A 21,042-nucleotide genomic window follows, 5' to 3' on the forward strand; every position below is an offset into this window, starting at 1 on the left:
TACTGTCTGCAGGTAACGACCTGTCATGAAAGTGAAAAATATTCATTCAAGCGCCGCAACTGCAGCAATTCGGATTAAGCACTTGATTTAATAACCGATGCTGCAATTGCGCTCGGATAAATTTTATTACAACACTGTAACAACATAGTTTATTTAAATCGCCACGGCCTGTTTTTTCAGATATCAATAGGGGTGTGACGTCACGACAGAAAACCGTAAAGCGCATCCCCGTTCCATGCAGTTACCTTAACGTCGGGGACAGTATAATCAGAATATGTGAGGCGCAAAGTATGAAGAAACAGAAACGGGATCGTACCTCTACTCTGTTTAATCGTGGATTCATGGCTGGCATCAACGGGCGTTCCCGTGAGGAATGCCCAGTCCAGACAGTTGAGCTGCGCAGTCACTGGATGAGTGGCTGGCGCGAAGGACGTGAGGCGCACTGGAGTGGAATGTCCGGCGTTTCTGCTATCCAACACAACCCTTCAATGCACTGACGGTGCAACTCACCTCTTAAATCTGAACGGCAGGCCTGCTCGCAGGCCTGCCGCCGGGTTCAACCTCGCTTAAGCTGTTCAATTGCTTCAAGCGAATCCCGTACCAGTGACGGCCCACGATAGATGAATCCGGTATAGATCTGCACCAGGCTGGCGCCCGCCTCGATTTTCTCGGCAGCATCAAAGCCTTCGGTAATCCCCCCCACACCGATGATCGGCAGAGCACCATCCAGATGTGAAGCCAGTGTCCTGATCACCTCAGTAGAACGATTGCGTACCGGTGCGCCACTCAAGCCACCCGCCTCATCCGACAGTGGGCTGTCTTCAACCCCCTCGCGTGACAGCGTAGTGTTGGTGGCAATCACACCATCCATCTCGTAGGTTTTGAGAGCGGTGGCTACAAGCCCCAGCTCTTCATCATTCATGTCCGGAGCAATCTTGACCGCAATGGGTACATAACGTCCATGCAGACTGGCCTGCCTGGCCTGTTCGGTTTTCAGAGCATCCAGCAGACTGTTCAGCGAATCTCCGAACTGCAGTGTACGCAAGCCCGGCGTGTTGGGCGATGAAACATTGACCGTAATGTAGCTGGCACGGGAATACACTTTGCGCATGCAAACCAGATAGTCCTGATCCGCCTGCTCGTTCGGAGTATCCTTGTTCTTGCCGATATTGATGCCCAAAACACCCTTGTACCGGCTGCGATCAAGATTCTTCAACAGCTGATCAACGCCTGCGTTGTTGAACCCCATACGATTGATAATGGCATCGTGCTCCGGAATCCGAAACAGTCGAGGCTTTGGATTACCCGGCTGTGGCCTGGGAGTTACCGTACCCACCTCAATAAAGCCGAAGCCCATGGCAGCCAGGCCATCGACGGCGGTACCGTTTTTGTCCAGACCCGCCGCAAGCCCAACCGGGTTGGGAAAGCGAATGCCCATCACCTTGGTTGGCAGCGAAATTTGCTGAGCACCCAACAGGCGAGGCAAACCCAGAGAGGCAGCAAGGTTCATACTACCCAATGCCAGTTCGTGCGAGGTTTCGGCGTCCAGCCTGAACATGAGTGCGCGTGCGAGGTCGTAGAGCATGAGAGTCACTGAGGTGGTTATAAACTGAGGCCACATTATAGGCGAGCGGCCGGGTTATGAACACCACTCAACTCAAGCGCTGGATATCCTCCAGTTTGCCTGCGTCACTGAAGCGGATGCGAAAGGTGCCCCTGATGCCTTCATGCAGCAGCCAGGGGCGCAGAATATTGGCCGGGAACTGTACTCGACGACCGTCCCGGGCGCGGGTTGATACCACCCGGGACGGGCCCCGATACACTTTCAAGAATTCTTCACTGCTGATCCTGAGATCAACAATTATTTCGTTCATCTAGCCACTGGATTCCGTCAAGCTACTGCAGCGGGCCAGATCGGCCAGCTCTCGTGTGGCGACAGTATACATTGCGTAATCCTGAACACTGGCATTTTTCAACTCGGTCAAAATGTTAAGCCAGCGCTCCACATGCGGCTGATTCTGCTCCTGCCAGGCATCCAGGCGCGCTTCCAGCCCCGACTGGTCCAGCTTGCCTTTTGGGGCAAACAGGGTCGCAATCAGAGCGCGTTGCTGAGTATCCAGATCATCACGGAAACTGTCCCGCGCAAGAGCCTGCCAGTAGCTGTTCACATCCAGATCGTTTAGCTGAGTGCTGAACCATTGCAACTCAAGCGCATCACCCATGCTGAAATGTGCTTTTGCTGCCAGTTCTACAGACACTTCGCAGTCATGCGCCACTTCTATGATGCCCAGCAGCGGATACAATGCTCTTGAGCCAGCGACACGCTGCGCCAGCTTCTCGGGAACGCCTGCATCGACATAACGGTCATGTGCACTCTGCCACACTTCCAATGGCTGCCCACTCAGCAGGTTGCCCAGCTCAGGCACCAATTTCACCAAGCAGGGGCTAAAATGTTCGGCTTCCTTGGCGCAGTCGAGCGTACCTTGACGGTTACGAACAAACCAGCGCGTCACGCGCCGAATCAAATGCTGCAAATCATGCATCATCTCAAGCTGCACATCGGCCTTAACCTTGTAATCAAGCCCTTCAATCTCTTGCCACAGCGGCTTCAGATTGAAAATATCCCGAGCCAAAACATAGGCACGTACCACATGCTCTATGTCGGCTCCCGTAGAGGTCAGCAAGCGATCAACAAAATTGATGCCCATAAGATTGACCATTTGATTTGCGATCTGAGTAGCAATAATCTCGCGGCGCAGTCGATGTTCATTGAGGGCATCAGAATAGGTTTTGCAGATTCGTGCAGGAAAGGCCGTGGCCAGCTCTTGCGCCAGATAGGGATCATCCGGCACCGTAGACGCCAGTAACAGCTCCTTGAGATCAGCCTTACTGTAGGAAACCAGCACTGACAGTTCCGGTCGACTGAACCCCTGACGATTGTTCTGCCGGTCGGCCAACTGTTCATCTGTCGGCAGGAATTCCAGCTTGCGTTTGAGTTTCCCCTGAGATTCCAACGCATTGATAAAGCGCCTGTACTCAGCCATGGAGCTTGCAGAACGCGCCTCCGCCAGTGAAATTGCCTGTACCTGACGGTAGTTGTTCTGTAGCACCAGCTCCGCGACATCATCAGTCATGTCACTGAGAAGCTTATTACGCTGGCGTGCGGTCATATCACCACTGGCCACCAGCTGATTCAGCAGAATCTTGATATTCACTTCGTGGTCGGAGCAGTCAACGCCACCTGCGTTGTCAATGAAATCGGTATTAAGGCGGCAGCCATTGCATGCCAGCTCCATACGCGCACGCTGGGTCAGCCCCAGATTACCCCCTTCTCCAACCACGCGCGCGCGGACCTGCGGCGCATCGACTCGCAGGCCATCATTGGCCTTGTCACCCGCATCGGCATGAGCTTCATCGCTGGCCTTGATGTAGGTACCGATACCACCGTTCCAGATCAGATCCACCTCGGCACACAGCAGGGCCGAGATCAGCTCATTGGGTGTAACTCGGCTTGAAGTCAGACCGGTCAACCGCTTGATTTCTGGCGTCAAACTGATCGACTTGGCGCTGCGATTAAAGATACCACCGCCTTTGGAGATCAATTTGGCGTCATAGTCCCCCCAGCCCGAGCGTGGCAGCTCAAACAGACGCTGACGCTCCTTGAATGAAGCCGCGGGGTCCGGGTCAGGGTCGATGAAAACATGCAAATGATTGAACGCGGCCACCAATTTGATCTGATCCGAGCGCAGCATGCCGTTACCAAACACATCGCCAGACATGTCACCGATCCCAATGCATGTGAACGGCTCTTTTGCCGTATTCAGTCCCAACTCACGGAAATGCCGCTCTACCGATACCCAGGCGCCGCGTGCGGTAATGCCCATTTTCTTGTGGTCATACCCCTGACTGCCACCGGAGGCGAAGGCATCACCCAGCCAAAAATTGTAATCGGCGGCAATTTCATTGGCGATATCAGAGAACGTTGCAGTGCCCTTGTCCGCGGCCACAACCAGATAGGTATCGTCTTCGTCGTGGCGTACGACTGCCTTGGGAGGTACGACCTCACCCTCAATCAGATTGTCGGTTATATCCAGCAGGGCACGAATAAAGGTGCGATAACAGCTTACGCCCTCCTCCATCCAGGCTTCACGACTCATATCCGAATGCAGATGTCGCGCGACAAAGCCACCCTTCGCACCGACAGGAACAATAACCGCGTTCTTCACCTGCTGAGCCTTGACCAGCCCCAGCACCTCGGTACGGAAGTCTTCCAGGCGATCAGACCAGCGCAACCCGCCGCGGGCAACCTTGCCACCGCGTAGATGCACCCCTTCCACCCGCGGAGAATGCACATAAATTTCAAACAAGGGCCGAGGCTCGGGCACGTGAGGAATATCACGCGGCGAAAGCTTTAACGACAGATAGGGCTTGGGCTGACCACCAAGCTGCTGGTAGAAGTTGGTTCTTAATGTGGCACGTATCAGTGCCAGATACTGACGGATTGCCTGATCTTCGTTCAGACTGGCGACCTCTTCAAGCCCCTGAAGAATATCCGCTTCCAACTTGTCTTCCCGTTTGGGATCGGCCCTGTCAGGGTCGAAGCGTGCAGCAAACAGCTCCACCAGCAGTCGTGCCAGCGCCACATGATGTTTGAGCGCCAGACTGATCGCTTCCTGACTGATCGGAAAGCGAATCTGTTTCATGTAGCCGGCATAGGCTCTCAGCAGCGCAACCTGACGCCAGTGCAGCTGCGCCCCAAGCACCAGCTTGTTGAAGTCGTCATTACCGGTATTGCCGTTCCAGATATTCAGGAAAGCATCTTCGAACAGGTTCTGCATAGTTTCGGCCGTAACCTGTTGCTTGCCGGTGTAGCGCAGATTGAAGTCGTGAATCCAGATACAGCGTCCGTCTGTTTCCACCTGGTAGGGGTGTTCATCGATAACTCTGAGACCCAGATTTTCCAGTACCGGCAGCACATCTGACAGCGGCAGCGCCTGTCCAAAATGGTAAAGCTTGAAGTTCAATTCATCTGGCTCACGCTCAAGCGCTTCATAAAAGCTCAGTGCAATCGGCGCGTCTTCGGTCAATCGACGGATATACTGAATATCGACCACCGCCGCACGCGGTGAAAAGTCCGCCCGGTAGCCCGCCGAAAAACCGCTGCAAAAATGGTTGTAGGTTTTTATTCCCTTTTCTTCACCCAGACTTTCGACCAGCGCCGCGTACAGCTCTTCGTTCCAGCTGCTGGCCGCCTGAGTGATACGCCGCTCAAGATCGACTACATCAAACTCTCGAGTAACTTCCTGATGGTTGCTGGTCCGCAGAATGAATTGGGTACGGGCCAATACAGATTCGGAAAAGTATGTCGTGAACTCGGCCTGGTCGCAGCCAAGCTGTTGCTGAAGAATGCGTTCCACGCGTTGCCTGAAATCGGTGCTGTACACCTCACGCGGGGCATACACCAGCGCAGAGAAAAACTGGCCATAATAATCACGCCGCAGGAACAGCCTGATCTGACGTCGCTCATGAATCTGCAAAATCCCCATGGCGGTATCAAACAGCTCTTCAACACTTGCCTGAAACAAATCATCTCGCGGATGAATTTCGAGAATCTGTTTCAGCTCTTTCCAGTCATGCCCTTGCCTGTGCAGGCCTGAGCGTTCCATGACTGCGTTGATCTTGCGCCTGACGACAGGAATATCGGTGGCGCCATGCAGATAGACCGATGACGTATAAAGTCCCAGAAAACGTGACTCACCTACCAGCTGCCCCTCGGCATCAAACCGTTTGATGCTGATGTAGTCAGGGTAGGCTGGCCGATGCACGCGTGAGCGCCGGGATGACTTGGTAAATGACATCAGATCAGGAATCAGCGTAAACCCGCCATCCTCTCGATCACCTGATGGCAGCACACCCGGATGGCAACTGCCATCCTGCTGTTTAAACAGACCCAGGCAGCTGTCGCATACTGGCTCCAGCTGGCGGCTTTTGCCTTCACCGGTCAGGGTCAGTTCATCGTATCCTAGAAAGGTGAAATGGTTTTTCAGCCAGGAAATAAAGTCGCGGGCTTCAACAACATCCTCTTCTTCCAGTCCCTCGGGAATCTTTTGATATTCTTGAAGCAGCTCATGCGCCTTGGCCAGCATAGCATCAAAGTCCGTTACCGCTGCCTTGACTTCACCCAGCACCTCAAGCAAGCCCTTACGCAGCTCTTCCAGCTGAGCCGGATCCGTATGACGATCCACTTCAATGACAACCAGCGATTCGGGTTCACCGCCCTTGCACGCCACATTACGCGGCTGTAATTCCTGCAGCTCACCTTTCTTCTTGTCCCGGCGGATGCTGAAAACCGTATTGATGATCGCGTGAATGGTAAGGTTTCGACGGTTCAGTTCCATCCTCAGCGAGTCAACAATAAAGGGCATATCCGGCTGCATTACCTCGATAACGGTGTGGGTCGACTGCCAGCCATGCCGTTCAAAGTCAGGATTGAACACCCTGACCTTGATCTCTTCACTTGCAGAACGCTGCTGCAGAAAGTGCCAGATCGCCAGTGTGGCACCATAAAGATCATCGAGGCGCCAGCTGCCAAGATCCTGATCTGCCGCATGGGCAAAGAAGTGATCAACGAAGCTTCCAAGTGGTGCTGCCCGCTCCTTGGGCAACCGCTGCCGAATGGTCGCTTTAAGTTGCTGCATGAGTTCGGTTTTGCTGTCTGCACGTTGCCGGGACATATAGATCCTCAATTATTCTATTCCGCAAACAAGCTGAGCTTTTCGCTTTATCAGCTACTGATGTTCTTCATAATAGACGCTCAAAACGGATCAATCTAAGTCAATACACATGTTGATATTCAAGCCACATCAAAGCCTAAACTGGTGATCATATAAAACCCGCCTGTTTTCAGCGTCTGCTACATCCATCAATGTAAACGCAACACTGTCACCGGGCTTGCGCTGGGAGAGTTTGGCCAGGTCCAGTGAAAACACGCAGCCGATTTTGGGATATCCACCAATTGTCTGCCGATCTCGCATCAACACAATCGGCTGGCCGTCCTGAGGAATCTGTATGGCTCCCAGAGCAATACCCTCGGAAATAATGCCGGACTGTTCACTGATGACCGCCTCTCCTTTAAGCCGGTACCCCATTCGATCAATATTGGACGTAACCATATAATCACTGCTGAAAAACTTCATGCGCTGCACTGTTGAGAAGCACTCAAACTGATAACCCGGTATTACCCCCAACAGCAGAGGCGCGCCATAATCCGGTACAGCCCAGTCAGGCATGTGACGCAAGGCATTTGGGTGAGGAGATGTGGACTGAAGAGTGTCTCCCTTTTTCAGCGACTGACCACTCCCATCCAGGCCGCCGACCTTTTCACGGACCACCGTTGCCACACTGCCAAGCCGAGGCTCGGCCTTAATGCCACCGGGCATGGCTATGTAGGCCCTCAACCCGCTGACCGGGGTTGCAAAGCTCAGCCGATCCCCCGCGCTTACCTGACAGGCCCGCCAAGGCAACAGCGGTTTACCGTTCAGGGTGGCCCCCAGGTCTGCACCGGTCAGGGCGATGGTCACGTCAGCCTGCGCTTCAAGCACGACCAATCCATAGGTGATTTCCAGGGCAGCCGCTCCTCTCGTATTGCCCAGCAACCAGTTGGCCCAGTCAAAGGCGTACTCATCCATGGGACCACCGGTGGTCACTCCCAAATGCTGAAAACCCTTGCGACCACCATCCTGAATCAACGCCATGGCACCGGGATCAATCACCTTAAAGCTCATCCAACTGCCCTCCCATCTCCAGAAACGTGTCGCGATCAATCGGCTCAAAGCGAACCCAGTCTCCAACCTTTACCCGTGTCAGGGTGTCACGGCTCCAGTCGATCATGTCCAGTGGCGTTCGGCCGATGATCTGCCACCCGCCGGGTGTTTGAGTCGGATAGATGGCCGTCTGGTTATCCGCGATACCCAGGCTGCCAGCGGGCACCTTGAGTCTCGGTGTGGCTTTTCGTGCAACCCGGAGTGCTTCGGGGGTATTGCCCAGATAGGCAAAGCCCGGGCTGAAGCCAATGGTGTAGACACGATAACGCTGTTCGGAGTGCAACCGGATCGCCTCATCCGTGCTGAGCTGACACTCCCGGGTGATCTGTGCCATATCCAGCGCCGCTTCGGGGCCATAATAGACCGGCAACACAATCTCATCGGCGTCCAGTTCCTGAGCGGCCAGACTCTGCATCTGGCGTACCGCGGCATTCAATCGCGACTCAATCGCGAATCGGTCTGCCTGTTGCAGGTCAAAATTGACCAGCACACTGGTATAGGACGGAATGATATCGATCAGACCTGGCCCCAGAGTCGCGCGAATGCTGTGTGTCAACTGCGCCACGCGAGCCGCTACCGCGTCGCTGATTTCGTCACCCAGATAAATGATCCAGGTGTTCTCGTTAACAGCCTGCATCCGAATCATGAGCCCACAACCTCACGTATATGACGCGCCGCTGCAACCGCATGTTCACTGTCGCCGTGGATACAAATGGTATCGGCCTTGATCGGGATCCGATGCCCTCCCAACGTTGTGACGGTTCCCTGCTCAACGATCTGAAGTACCTGAGCCTCAATCGCTTCTGTCGTGGTATGGACGGCACCGGGAAGGTGTCGACTGGCAAGACGACCATGGTCGTCATAGGCCCGGTCCGAGAAAGCCTCAAACCAAACTTCCAGCCCATAATGGCCAGCCCGCCTTCGAATATCATCAGCCTCCGGCGTTGCCATCACCACCAGCGGGCAGTCTATCGAGTAGTCTGCGACGGCCTGCATCAATGCATCCAGTGTCTGCTGATCAACCATCATACGATTGTAAAGGGCACCATGAGGTTTGACGTACTGAATCCGAGTCCCGTTGACTCGACAGATGCCATCCAGCGCCGCCAATTGATAGACCGTCATCAAGCGCAGCTCGTCGGCCGTCAACACCATGTCTCGACGCCCGAATCCAAGCAGATCGGGATACCCCGGATGGGCCCCCACCATCACCCCTGCCGCGCAAGCGAGTCTTACGGTCGCGTCCATCGTCTGGGGGTCTGATGCGTGATAGCCACAGGCAATATTCGCCATATCAATATAGGGCATCACGTCCGCATCCATGCCTTTGCTCCATGAGCCGAAACTCTCACCCATGTCACAATTGAGCTTCATCTCTGATCTCCAGCTGTAAAAGGTCCCTGCAACCGATAAGGTCGCAGTTGCGAAAACTGTTTTGGATATCCATCAAGCCCGCCCGGGTAACTCCCCCAGACGGGCAACGTCGTACACTAGCGCTGTGTCATGGTCGTCGGCAGATAGGTGACAATCTCCGGGAACCAGTAGATCAAGACGATCGCCAGCAGAATCAACAGGAAGAAAGGCAGGGCCGCTTTGGCCACATAGAGAATGTTTTTGCCGGTCAGTGCCTGAATCACGAACAGGTTGAATCCGACAGGAGGAGTTATCTGAGACATCTCGACCACCAGGACGATGTAGATGCCAAACCAGAGCAGATCAATGCCGGCCTGCTGCACCATCGGCAGAACAACCGCAACCGTCAGCACGACAACCGAAATGCCATCAAGGAAACAGCCGAGAATTACGAACAGGACGGTCAGGTAAATCAGCAGTTCAAATGGTGTCAGCCCCAATGTGCCGATCCACTCGGTCAGCGCACGCGGAATACCCAGGAATCCCATTGCCAGGGTGAGAAAATGTGCGCCTACAAGAATCAGGCCGATCATGCAGGAGCTTTTGACGGCACCGAGCAGACTCTGCTTGAAACTTTCAAGACTCAACGAACCTGTCACGGCCGCCAGTACCAGTGCGCCAAAAACGCCCAGAGCTGCAGCCTCTGTCGGGGTCGTAAATCCACCATAGATGGAGCCCAGTACAAAACCGATCAACCCCATGATCGGCAACAGCTTTCGCAGTGCCGCGACCTTGGCGGCAAGGGACACCTGATCGCGGGTATGCTCAGGCAGTTCATCCTTGTGCATCATGGCCCAGACCATGGTGTAGCCCATAAACAGTACAACCAACAGCAGGCCCGGCAATGCGCCGGCAATAAACAGTCGTCCGATCGATACTTCCGCAGCCACGCCATACACTATCAGGATGATGGACGGCGGTATCAAAAGCCCAAGCGTACCCGATCCGGCCAGTGTACCCACTGCCATGCGGTCGCTGTAGCCCTGAGCCTTAAGCTCTGGCAGGGTCATGCGTCCGATGGTGGCGGCTGTGGCGGCCGATGAACCGGAGACGGCCGCAAAGATGCCACAACTGAGTACATTCACGTGCAGCAGTTTGCCCGGCAACCCGCCGAGCCAGGGGGCAAGCCCCTTGAACAGATCAGATGACAGGCGGGTTCTGAACAGCACCTCCCCCATCCAAATGAACATCGGCAACGCAGTCAATGACCATGCCGTACTGGCACCCCAACTTGAAGTACCAAAGAGCAGGCCAATTTGTTCATTGCCGGACAGCATCAGCCCGAGAACCGCCACCCCTACCAGCGCAAGCGAAACCCAGACACCCAACGCAAGCATCAATAACATGCTGATCGCGAGGACAATCGATAACGTCATCGGCTCCATCAGATTTCCTCCAGGTTAATTTCATCTTCAGCGCCGATGTAATCCGGAAGGTCGCCCCTGAGCACTGCAATCAATGCATCCAGCACCGCCAGCGCCAGCGCTGAAGCGCCCACTCCCAGCGGCACCTGAGGTGCCCACAGTGGCATGGCGATGTAACCGTGTGTCATCTCTTCAAAGACGTAGGACTCCCACACCATGAACCAGCAGTACCAGGTCATGAAACCGCTCAGAACAAGCCCAAACAACAGAACGCTCAGTTCCTGCAGCCGACGCCAGTGGCGCGGCAGGCGCTGAATGGCCAGCGTAACCCGGATATGGCCACCTTCTCGAAAGGTGTAGGCAAGACCAAAGAAGATGGACGCCGCCAGCGCGTAGCCCGCAAAGTCTTCAGCCGACGGAATAATGAATCCGAAAAATCGGCCGACAATCTGCGCCAGTATCAGCACCATGATGGCAACGATGCAGGCTCCAGACAGGTAACCGGATGTCAGATATAGGTTTTCTTTTAATGCTGACATGGAAAGTGCCTCATCATTGGGCCCCCTGCAGTGCTCGGGGGCCCTTCGCGTTTACTGCTGATACTGCTTGAGAATCTTGCCCACTTCAGCAGGCGCTTCGGCTTCCCACTCCTTGATCATGATGGCACCGATTTTTTCCAGCTCTCTCATCAACTCAGCGGAGGGTTCACTGACGACGATGCCGTTGGCGGCCAGGGTTTCAGTATCCTGTTTGGCTGTTGCTCGCACGCCTTCCCAGCCCTTGCGCTCTGCATTTTCAGCAGCCGCCAGGATGATCTGTTGAGTGTCCTTGTCGAGGCGACGGAACGCACGCTTGTTCACGACCACAATGTTTTTGGGAATCCAGGCGCGGATATCGGTGTAATGGGTTAGATAGTCCCACGCCTGGCCATTTGCACCTGTTGAGGGGGATGTGATCATGGCATCGATGATCCCGGTACTGAACGCCTGTGGGATTTCAGGCACCTGCACCGTTGTCGGTGAGGTATTCATCAGGTCTGCCAGACGCGAGGTTGAAGGGCTGTAGGCACGCATTTTAGTTCCCTTCAGGTCTTCCAGTGTGTTAACCGGAAACTTGGTATACAGGCTCTGTGCCGGCCAGGGGACTGTATACAGCAACTGCATACCCTCTTTGTCCAGCAGCTTTTCGATTTCGGGCTTGGCTGCTTCCCAAAGTCTCTTGGAGTCATCGAAGTTGGTGGCCAGGAAGGGGATATTGTCGTGCTTGAAAACCGGGTGGGTATTACCCATCACACCGATGAACACCTCACCCAACTGTACCTGCCCTGTTCTGACAGCACGCGGGATTTCGGGATGCTTGATCAACGAGGCACCTGAATGCACATTGATATCGATCTGACCGCTGCTTTTTTCACGAATCTCGTCAGCAAATTCATAGGCTATTTTGGTGGGCAGGTTGGCATCGCCATACGGGGTTGGCATATGCCATGTGTCTGCCTGCACCGCAGTGCTCATGGCCCCTGCAAGGGCAACAATACCAGCAATCTTCTTCAACATGATTGGATCTCCACGTGTTATTGTTTCAGCCTAGAGAACGGCCAGCTCATCGTTGAGCCTGTCAGTCACCAGCATTTTGCCGGGGACGTGTGTAATGCACAGCGGTGGCCTTGCATTACGGATAGCGACCTGCGGCGTCACACCACAGGCCCAGAAAACGGGAATTTCATCCTCTCCTACCGGCACGCTGTCTCCGAAATGAGGCGATGTCAGATCATCAATACCGATCAGATCCGGTCGCCCGATGTGGATCGGGGCGCCATGTGCCTTCGGCAGGCGGGTTGTCACTTGTATGGCACGAATTGCATCGGCCGGTGAAAACGGCCTCATGGTTACAACCGTATTGCCGTGAAAGCGTGTACTGGGTGATGTTGGGAGGCTGGTTTCATACATGGACACATTGCGACCGAGGTCAATATTGCGCACCGACAGCCCTGCACGCTGCAACGCCTCTTCGAAGGAGAAGGAGCAGCCCAATATAAAGGTCACCATCTGTTCATTCCACAGGTCAGCAATGTCAATGGCCGTATGCGTCAGCTCCCCATCAACGAACACGTTGTACTCGGGCACATCGCAACGGATATCAATATCGTTGCCCAGCTCTGGCAACAGGGGCTCACCGGGTCGCGACACTGCAATCAGCGGGCAGGAAACGGGGTTGAGCTGGCAGAAGTAGAGGAAGTCCTGCGCCCAGTCTGACGGCAAAATCACCACATTGCCCTGAATCAGCCCCGGGGCGAAACCACTGGTACTGCCGGTAAACTCACCGACTCGAATCTTGTGGCGCAGTGTATGCGCCGTCTCCAGCAAACCCTGCTTATAGTTGGAAACCGCCTGCCTGTTCATGCCTGACCTCTCGTTAAGGACAATCGGTGTTTTACTAAGACTAATCGAGAGGGTAAAAAAGTCTAATTATGGTTTTTTCTATTTAATGATAAAAAAAATTTATATAGCTTCATCTGCATAGGCTTCTGAAACCACCACCGCCAGTTCCGCTGCCCGTTCGGCAATCGGGCTGTAGGGCACCGCCGAGTAGGATGCCGTAAATGTCAGTTCTGAAGGTGTCCAGGTTACATGCAGGCGGGTGATGATCCCCTTTTCAAGCTCTTCAGTGATCATCCGGTAGGGCAAGGTTGAAATGCCAACCCCGTCAACCGTGAGTCGATAGCAGGCAGCAAGCGAACTGGAGGACATGAAGCGTACTGGCGCACCATCAATGGCGCGAAAGCGTTGACTGATCTCGGCAAACGGCTTGGTATTGCGTGCATAAGTGATAATGGGCCACTGAGCCAGCTCTTCGATATACAGCAAACGATCCGGGAGTTTGAGCGCTGGGCTGGCAATCCAGGCCAGCGGAAAACTGCACAGTGAAAGGTTGGCAATACTGGGATCCGAAATCGGTCCCATCAAAAAGGCAAGGTCAATTGATCGGTCGAGCAGACCGGCACGCAAATTACTGGTGACATCGACTGTCATTTCCACCTCGAGGTGAGGCATCTCATTATTCAAGCGACGAAGAAACTCGGGTAGCCATGTGTGTACAATTGTTTCAGAAACACCCAGCCGCAATATACCGGATACCCCCTGTACATTATTTGCACGTTTTTTGAGCTGTTCCTGCATATATATTATTTTTTCGGCATACGGAAGCAATTCCTTACCTTTTGCAGTGAGAGCCACAGGCCCCGGACCCATTTCTCGCTCAAACAGTTTGACACCCAACTCATCCTCAAGAATCGCAATACGGCTGGAGATCGCAGGCTGAGTGGTATGCTGGCGTTCAGCGGCCTTTCGAAAACTGCCAAGAGTGGCTACCCAAACAAAAGTTTCCAGTCGTTTAAAATTCACGCTGCATTTTCCATGATATTAACCTGATTCCGTGACTTACAACCCCACTCACACCTCTACAACACTGTAACCACGCGGCCTGCGGCGGTAATATGGACGCCATTCTCGATTCACCCAGGCAGTGATATCTGACTATGCGTACCTTCAAGCTTGAACAGTCAAAAACCGAGATTATCACACCCCACGGTGGTCTGGCGCTGGTTGGGCACAGCGTGAACAGGATGACCTCTCTGGCTAAGACCTCGCGCTCCATCGTCAAGCGCCATGGCATCGCCAACATCGACCTCATCCGTACCTACCTGGGGTTGATTTGCCTTGGCAAGAGCGACTTCGAAGCGGTCGAGCACGCACGCCATGATCCCTTCTTCAAAGCGGCCATGGGCATCAAGCAATCACCTTCATCGGCCCGGCTGCGTCAGCGCTTTGATGAAGATGCCCGCGCACTGATCCCGTTATTGGATGAGGCCAGCGTCGAGTTTCTGTGTAACGCTTCGGTGCCTATCGGCACACTCACCACCGGGCACGTGCCACTGGATATGGACGTGTTTCCCATGGACAACAGCAACAGTAAAAAAGAGGGCGTGGCCTATACCTACAAGGGGCATGACGGTTATGCCCCCATCGCGGCCTACCTGGGCACGGAGGGCTGGTGTCTGGGCTGTGAGCTGCGACCGGGTAACCAACATGCCAATAAAGAGTTTATTCACACCCTCGACCGGGTGCTGCCTCGAGTCCGAGAGCTGACCGATGCACCGCTACTGGTACGTCTTGACAGCGCCCATGATGCCGCCGAGAACCGGGGGTACTTCCGTGCGCACGGGGCAGACTACCTGATTAAGTGGAACCCCCGCTCACAAGATGGACTGGCCTGGGTCGACAAGGCTCATGCGGCCGGCGCACTTTGGTGCCATACCCGACCGGGCAAAATGGAAACGCTGGTAAGCGAACCGCTGGATGGCACGGACGACCGCCTGATCGTCAAGGTGACGGTGCGCCAGAGTGACAGTTCAGGACAGCTGTTTTTGGAGCCGGAGGTCAGCCTGGAGGGCTGGACGACTTCACTCACATCGGACGCAGCAGATAACGCCAAGGTCATTGCGCTCTACCAGGATCACGCCACCAGCGAACAGTTCCACAGTGAGTTCAAGACTGATCTGGATCTCGAACGTTTGCCGTCAGGGAAGTTCGATACCAACGACCTGGTCATAGCCTTTGCCGTACTGGGCTACAACATACTGCGTTGGATGGGACAGAACGCGCTATTGGGGCCGGATGCACCGGTGCGTCATCCGGCCAAGCGTCGGCGGCTGAAAACCGTGATTCAGGAACTGATGTATATGGCCTGTCGCTTAGTCAGCAGCGGTCGTCGTCTCCACCTGCGCTTCGGACGACATTGTCCCGGTTTCGGGGCATTCAGTCGCGTCTACGGGCTGGCCTGATCCGGACTGTCGGATTTACAGCCATTCAAAATAGCCACACGCCCGAGCGCCATGCATGGCAGGGTATGCCTTGGCCTGCAGACAGAATCGAGACGAAATACTGCGGTGAGAAGCATGATCGATGCTGCAGTGGCGTAGATTAACCCGGTACACGTTAGATAAGATCGAGCTGTGTTAAAGAGCGAGGTCGTCTTCAGTGCTGGGTGCTGCAACAGCGGGTGAAGTCACTGATTCAGGATTAAGAAACCGCTTAGTGATTAGCACATAATTTCCAGATAAGCCATTCTCGTACAGAAAACCCCATAATCCTCTCAATATATAATATTGATCTGGTCTGTATCATGATCGATAATAACAAGGGATTATCATTATTTATCTTCTGCACCATCATGGAGCTGTGGATGCGTTCATTGCTGGCATTGCTGTTACTGCTGAGCTGTTCATTGCCAGCCTGGGCTGAGGTGCGCGCCTCGCTCGACCGCTACTCTCTAACGGCCGCCGATGTACTGACCCTGACACTGGAAACAACGGATCAGCTGGAGCAACGCCCTGATCTGACTCCACTTGAAGGAGACTTCAGTGTACTCAGCAGCCGCAAGGTCATCATTTCCAGCCACTCCTCCTCCAGCCGTGCCGTACGAACGCGCTGGGAACTGCAATTGCGTCCTCGCACCACGGGCAAAATCCGGATTCCGCCCCTGCGACTGGGTAGCGATCTGAGTGCCCCCATGGAAGTTGAGGTAACAGGTAACCTCGCTCCGACACGGAACCGCGGCAACCTGTTTATGGACAGCCTACTGAGTCAGGATCAGATCTACAGCCATGCTCAGCTGCTGTATACCGCGCGGGTATTTCATACAGAACCACTGCCTGAATCAGCCCGGTTCCAGCCTCCCCAACTGCCCGAGGCGCTGGTCATACCACTGACGGAAAAGCGCAGTTACGAAACCGATCGCGGTGGCGAAAGTTGGCAGATTACCGAACAGGCCTTTGCGCTTTTTCCTTCAAACGAGGGCTTGCACACCCTGCGAGGAGCACGGCTGGTTCTTGACGATGATAGCGATGTTACCCCAAATGCGATTGCACTGGCCCCCGTGGAAAGTTTCGAGATAGAGGTACTGCCACAGGCACATCACAGCCAGCGTGGCTACTGGCTGCCAGCAGAGCGGCTCAGCTTCGAGGAACAGGCTCCTCTGCCTGACAGCCTGCAACCTGGTGAAAGCTTTGTCCGCGAGATCAGCCTGACAGCACTTGGCCTGCCCGCCGATGCCTTGCCCTCCCTGTTTGTTGCAGAGCTGGACTCAGCATTTGCCCGTACTGAAGATGTCAGCCTGACGGAAACGGCAACCCCGCAGGGGCTGGTGAGCACTCGCACGGAAAGGATCTTGATTGAGCCGTTGGGTGAAGGCGGACTGGTTCTGCCCGCCATCGATATTCACTGGTGGAACACACTCAGTGACAGAGGGCAAATTCTGACGCTGCCCGGCAGACAGCTGGAGATCGACATGGTGTCCTTGCCACCCGTTACAGACTCAAGCACACCCGTAGCCCGAGACGCTACCAACCCGAGCAGCCCTTCGCGGATGCTGGTCGCAGGTCTTGGGCTACTGAGCATCATCAGCTCTCTGGGCTGGCTTTACAGTTGGCATCAGCTGCGCCAGCTGCGTAACCGTGACAAGGCTGCCAGCCAGGAAGTGCAGGCAGCGCAGGCAGCGCAGTTGCACCGGTCACACCAGCAGGCGGAGCGCAACACCTTTCAGGCACTGGCCATCGCCTGCCAGCAGAACGATGCCGGCAGCACTCAACAACGTTTGATCGATTGGGGACAGCAATTCTGGCTTGATCACCATGTGCACTCCCTTACGTCCCTGTGCGAAGCGGCAGGTAGCCAGGCGCTTGACTTTCTGATTATGGATCTGGAACACCACCTGCGCCACGAACCAACATTGTGGCAGGGTGACCTGTTACTTGAAGCACTGGAAACGATGCGTCGCAGACGCCTGCGCAACGCGGAGCCGAGTATGGACTCTCGCGAACAGGATCTTTTGATGGTGTCCTGAGGGCCTTACCTCATTTCACATCCAGCACCTTTCGCAGTGCGTCCTCCAGCCGTGGTTGCTGAAACTCGTAGCCGGCGGTGTGGAGGTTTTCAGGTACAACTCGCTGGCCTTCCACCAACAACTCACTGGCCTCGCCCAGCATTAGTTTCATTATCGTCGCGGGTACACGCATAAACGCAGGTCGACGCAAAACACGCGCCAATGTTCGACTGAACACTTCATTAGGCACCGGCTCTGGTGCAGTCAGGTTAAACGGCCCGTGGAGAGAAGGATTGTCCAGCAAATAAATAATGGCACCCACCTCATCGTCCAGATGGATCCAGGACATCCACTGTTTGCCATCACCAATGGGACCACCCAGACCCAGCCGGAATGCTGGCAGCATTTTTGACAACGCCCCACCTTCTGGTCCCAGCACCACTCCAGTCCTGATCAGACAGACACGTACACCGAATGATTCAGCCTCAAGGGCAGCCTGCTCCCAGTCACGACAAAGCTCATGGGCAAATCCGGGCATGGGCTCAGCATTCTCCTCCAGCACTTCATCAGCATGACTGCCGTAATAGCCAATAGCGGAGCCGCTGACCAGAACAGCCGGTGGCTGTGACTGTTGTCGCATCCAGTTCACCAGTGCATCGGTCAGCTGGATACGACTGTCACGCAAAACTTGCTTGCGCGCACCACTCCAGCGTTTATCGACAATTGGTGCCCCCGCCAGGTTGATGACCGCATCAACCTGGCTTTCAATTTGATGCAAAGCCCCTACAGCCTGTACTCGCTTGCGTGCAGGCACGGCCTCCGGCGCCCGGCTGAGTATGATGACATCATCTCCACGGGCGATGAGGGCCGTACTCAGGGCCTGTCCTATAAACCCGCTACCACCTGTAATCAATACACGCATTTTTTATTCTCCGTGCGGCTTTGGGTTAAACTTACGCTCCCAATACCGAATCAGATCTGATGTATAGAGGTTAGCACAACATGTTTACTGGCATTGTTCAGGGCACCGCCGAGGTTATCGCCTGCCATCGCCACGAAGGTTTCATGCAACTGGAACTGGAACTGGAGCTGCCACCTGCCCGTGCAAGCGCCCTGGAGACCGGTGCCAGCATTGCAGTTAATGGCACCTGCCTGACCATCACTTCGTTCAAGGGTCGCCATGTCTGCTTTGACTTGATTGATACCACGCTAGAGTTGACCAACTTGGGTGAGCTGAAACCCGGCGACCGAGTCAACTTTGAGCGTGCCGCCCGCATTGGTGATGAAATAGGCGGCCACCTGATGTCCGGACATATCTTGTGCTGCGCACGCATCAGCCGAATCGAAGCAAGCGAGCACAACCACCATATTCACTTTGAAATTCCACAAGCCGCGGCCCCCTACCTACTCCCCAAGGGGTTTGTCGGCCTGGACGGCTGCAGCTTGACACTGGCTGAGGTCGATAACCAACGGGGGGAGTTCGGTATATCATTGATACCGGAAACCCTGTCGCAGACAACGTTCGGCAGCCTGCAACCGGGCGACAGGGTCAATCTGGAGGTCGATCCGCAGACTCAGGCAATCGTCGATACGGTCAAGCGTTATTTGGTACAGCGCGGCTAGTGCGCCGCACCGTTACGGTTCATGTCTTCCATCAATGCGCGATAGAGATCACGATACTCGGCAGCCTGCTTTTCACCGAAAAGCGGGTCTTCAGGCAACGGCAACGCTTCTTCAAGCTGTTGCCAGTCAGTATCACCGGCCAGTTTGCGAATACCGGGGAACAGTTCTCGCTCTTCAAAATCCAGATGCTGGCGCTCAGTGCTGACAAATTCATTCAGCTGATTGGTGAATCGTTCCATCGGCATCACGGCGTCATGCAGGATCGCATCAATGGACTCGGCCAAGTCATGAGACAGTTGCTTCAGCTTTGCGTGTTCGGCTTCACACTGGTCAAAACCCTTGTCCAGGCCAGCGTCACGGCCACGGAAGTGTTCATACATCACATCTTCACGCGGGTGGTGATGCTGGTCGGCATAGCTGCCGACATACGCCACCACGTCCGCCATCAATGAAAAGTCCGGATGATTGCCTTCACGCAACCTCTCTACTTTCAGCGTCAGTATTTCGAGCAGACGGTTCAGGTTGATATGATCCTGATGCAGTTCTGACAGAATTGTCATGTTGGTGTCTCCGCTACAGCTTGCTTTACTTCACTATAGACGAGTCTCATTGCCTCATCTTGACAGGGATCAAGCTTAACCAGTGCGGTAGACGAAGGTTGATCAGTGACCGTTGCCGTTGCTGCTGTCGATATCAAGCAGATCCAGCAACATACCCAGCTTGTGCTCGATATCCTGCAGCAGGTGCTGCCCCTTGTCATTGATGACCGGAGCAATACTGTTTTCAAGCTGCACGATGCCATCCTGACTTTGCCGCAAAGCCTGCATCAAATTGCGTGAGCGTTTCTTGTTGCTGTCGGTCAGTTGTTCAATACGTGACAGGGTGCGCTGCAACTGATGATCCAGCTCATGCAAACGCTCGCTCACGCCCAGCATGCCATCACTGAGGGCGTGACTGACACTGCCAAGCTGATGTTCCAGTTGCTGGACGGCATGACGAAAGCGGGACAGAAACTGCTCGCCTTCTCGTTCCATGAAAATAGCCAGCAACTCTTCCGGCAGCATGGCTCGGTTACGACCATCGGTACGGATAGAGTATTCGCCGCGTTGGGTACAGTAGGGCTTATTCTGCCCGGGGGGAATCTCGACCCGAAAGATGGGCCTGGAAGCCGAGAGGTTTTCGGTAAAAATATGGATATCAACGTTAGGTATACAGCCGGTGGCCTTGTTGACCAGCGTTAGCCTGGCTTTGTCGTCCACTTCACAGCCGACTACCCTGCCACGCTGCACACCGTCTTCAGTGGTGTACTCATCGATGCCGATCAACAATGTGCCACCCAGTGCCGTATTGGCAAAGGCAACCAGATCCGACGCCTTCACCGCCTGGGTTTCACGCTTGAAATCCACGTTCAGACCTTCCGGTAACGACAGAAGGTGGCGGGTGTGCTGGCTAAGGCGTCGGTACTCTCGCTGCATCGTATGGTGTCAGATCAGCGGTAAAGTTCTTCATTAAACGGATCGAGAGGCTGTGCCAGCTGGTCATCATTGCGTTGATACAGCACCCGGCTTTCAAACTTAAGCCCTTTGCTGGCAAACCAGCGCTCAATCCCTTCAACATTTTCCTCAACCTGACTCAGTCGATACCAGGCCGAAAGGATACGGTAGAAATAGAGGCCAAACAGACCAGCTGCAGCACCCAGAAAGAACTCGGAGCCCAGCGCAAACACCATCAACACCACACCTGCCACCCAGACCCTGCTGGCACGGGCATCCTTCAGTATTTCGTTCAGTACCTGGCACTGATCATGGAACTTCAGATAACGGCGGTAATTCTGCTGAAGATCAAATTTGTCACTGGCGTTCAGATACGGTTCCATCTACTTATCCTTCACGGTTTGTTGTTCCGGTTGTGTGCACCACCAAACGGGCGCGCTGTAA

General features: G+C 54.6%; 19 protein-coding genes. 4 read left to right on the plus strand and 15 right to left on the minus strand.

Features of this window, described 5'->3' with window-relative positions:
* The first annotated feature begins 290 nt into the window (after positions 1–290).
* On the plus strand, positions 291–497 hold the full coding sequence (gene rmf / locus CFI10_RS11950; protein ID WP_091823749.1) for a ribosome modulation factor: 207 nt from the start codon (positions 291–293) through the stop codon (positions 495–497).
* A 59-nt stretch (positions 498–556) separates the two neighbouring features.
* Here rmf and CFI10_RS11955 read toward each other — a convergent pair whose 3' ends face one another.
* The 11 genes from CFI10_RS11955 to CFI10_RS12005 form a co-directional block, all read right to left on the minus strand.
* Entirely contained in the window at positions 557–1,585 is a 1,029-nt protein-coding gene (locus CFI10_RS11955; protein ID WP_206834689.1) for a quinone-dependent dihydroorotate dehydrogenase, read from the minus strand.
* A 67-nt stretch (positions 1,586–1,652) separates the two neighbouring features.
* Entirely contained in the window at positions 1,653–1,874 is a 222-nt protein-coding gene (locus CFI10_RS11960) for a DUF2835 domain-containing protein (RefSeq protein WP_091823756.1), read from the minus strand.
* Positions 1,875–6,734, minus strand: a complete 4,860-nt coding sequence (locus CFI10_RS11965; protein ID WP_206834690.1) for an NAD-glutamate dehydrogenase — start codon at positions 6,732–6,734, stop codon at positions 1,875–1,877. It lies immediately after the preceding gene.
* Positions 6,735–6,863: 129 nt separating this feature from the next.
* Positions 6,864–7,784 carry a 5-oxoprolinase subunit C family protein gene (locus CFI10_RS11970; RefSeq protein WP_206834691.1) on the minus strand — a complete coding sequence of 307 codons (921 nt, stop codon included), beginning with the start codon at positions 7,782–7,784 and terminating at the stop codon, positions 6,864–6,866.
* Positions 7,774–8,469 carry a 5-oxoprolinase subunit PxpB gene (pxpB, locus tag CFI10_RS11975; RefSeq protein ID WP_242529974.1) on the minus strand — a complete coding sequence of 232 codons (696 nt, stop codon included), beginning with the start codon at positions 8,467–8,469 and terminating at the stop codon, positions 7,774–7,776. The genes CFI10_RS11970 and pxpB overlap by 11 nt, the downstream gene beginning before the upstream one ends.
* On the minus strand, positions 8,466–9,197 hold the full coding sequence (locus CFI10_RS11980; RefSeq protein ID WP_206834692.1) for a 5-oxoprolinase subunit PxpA: 732 nt from the start codon (positions 9,195–9,197) through the stop codon (positions 8,466–8,468). Before CFI10_RS11980 ends, pxpB begins: the two co-directional genes overlap by 4 nt.
* A 116-nt stretch (positions 9,198–9,313) precedes the next feature.
* Complete coding sequence (locus CFI10_RS11985; RefSeq protein ID WP_206834693.1) at positions 9,314–10,621, minus strand: TRAP transporter large permease; 1,308 nt, start codon at positions 10,619–10,621, stop codon at positions 9,314–9,316.
* Positions 10,621–11,139 carry a TRAP transporter small permease gene (locus CFI10_RS11990; RefSeq protein ID WP_206834694.1) on the minus strand — a complete coding sequence of 173 codons (519 nt, stop codon included), beginning with the start codon at positions 11,137–11,139 and terminating at the stop codon, positions 10,621–10,623. The genes CFI10_RS11985 and CFI10_RS11990 overlap by 1 nt, the downstream gene beginning before the upstream one ends.
* Before the next feature lie 51 nt (positions 11,140–11,190).
* Entirely contained in the window at positions 11,191–12,156 is a 966-nt protein-coding gene (locus CFI10_RS11995; RefSeq protein ID WP_206834695.1) for a TRAP transporter substrate-binding protein, read from the minus strand.
* Positions 12,157–12,186: 30 nt separating this feature from the next.
* Entirely contained in the window at positions 12,187–13,002 is an 816-nt protein-coding gene (locus CFI10_RS12000; protein ID WP_206834697.1) for a putative hydro-lyase, read from the minus strand.
* 99 nt (positions 13,003–13,101) lie between these two features.
* Complete coding sequence (locus tag CFI10_RS12005) at positions 13,102–14,004, minus strand: LysR family transcriptional regulator (RefSeq protein ID WP_206834698.1); 903 nt, start codon at positions 14,002–14,004, stop codon at positions 13,102–13,104.
* A gap of 134 nt (positions 14,005–14,138) precedes the next feature.
* Between CFI10_RS12005 and CFI10_RS12010 the strand changes: the two genes are divergently transcribed.
* Positions 14,139–15,443 carry an IS1380 family transposase gene (locus CFI10_RS12010; RefSeq protein ID WP_206834329.1) on the plus strand — a complete coding sequence of 435 codons (1,305 nt, stop codon included), beginning with the start codon at positions 14,139–14,141 and terminating at the stop codon, positions 15,441–15,443.
* A gap of 341 nt (positions 15,444–15,784) precedes the next feature.
* Positions 15,785–17,503 carry a BatD family protein gene (locus CFI10_RS12015; RefSeq protein ID WP_206834700.1) on the plus strand — a complete coding sequence of 573 codons (1,719 nt, stop codon included), beginning with the start codon at positions 15,785–15,787 and terminating at the stop codon, positions 17,501–17,503.
* Positions 17,504–17,513: 10 nt separating this feature from the next.
* Here CFI10_RS12015 and CFI10_RS12020 read toward each other — a convergent pair whose 3' ends face one another.
* The gene (locus CFI10_RS12020; RefSeq protein WP_206834702.1) at positions 17,514–18,404 is read right to left on the minus strand and encodes a TIGR01777 family oxidoreductase; all 891 of its coding nucleotides are present in this window, start codon (positions 18,402–18,404) and stop codon (positions 17,514–17,516) included.
* An 80-nt stretch (positions 18,405–18,484) separates the two neighbouring features.
* Between CFI10_RS12020 and CFI10_RS12025 the strand changes: the two genes are divergently transcribed.
* Complete coding sequence (locus tag CFI10_RS12025; protein ID WP_206834704.1) at positions 18,485–19,105, plus strand: riboflavin synthase subunit alpha; 621 nt, start codon at positions 18,485–18,487, stop codon at positions 19,103–19,105.
* Here CFI10_RS12025 and CFI10_RS12030 read toward each other — a convergent pair.
* From CFI10_RS12030 to CFI10_RS12040, 3 genes are all read right to left on the minus strand, one after another.
* Positions 19,102–19,665: a hemerythrin domain-containing protein gene (locus tag CFI10_RS12030; RefSeq protein WP_206834705.1), complete on the minus strand. Its 564-nt coding sequence runs from the start codon at positions 19,663–19,665 to the stop codon at positions 19,102–19,104. The genes CFI10_RS12025 and CFI10_RS12030 overlap by 4 nt on opposite strands.
* 102 nt (positions 19,666–19,767) lie before the next feature.
* On the minus strand, positions 19,768–20,580 hold the full coding sequence (locus tag CFI10_RS12035; RefSeq protein WP_206834706.1) for an AlbA family DNA-binding domain-containing protein: 813 nt from the start codon (positions 20,578–20,580) through the stop codon (positions 19,768–19,770).
* A 14-nt stretch (positions 20,581–20,594) separates the two neighbouring features.
* Positions 20,595–20,981: a hypothetical protein gene (locus CFI10_RS12040; protein ID WP_091823775.1), complete on the minus strand. Its 387-nt coding sequence runs from the start codon at positions 20,979–20,981 to the stop codon at positions 20,595–20,597.
* Positions 20,982–21,042 lie beyond the last annotated feature (61 nt).

Origin of the sequence: Marinobacterium iners, assembly GCF_017310015.1 — a bacterium.
GTDB classification, from domain to species: domain Bacteria; phylum Pseudomonadota; class Gammaproteobacteria; order Pseudomonadales; family Balneatricaceae; genus Marinobacterium; species Marinobacterium iners.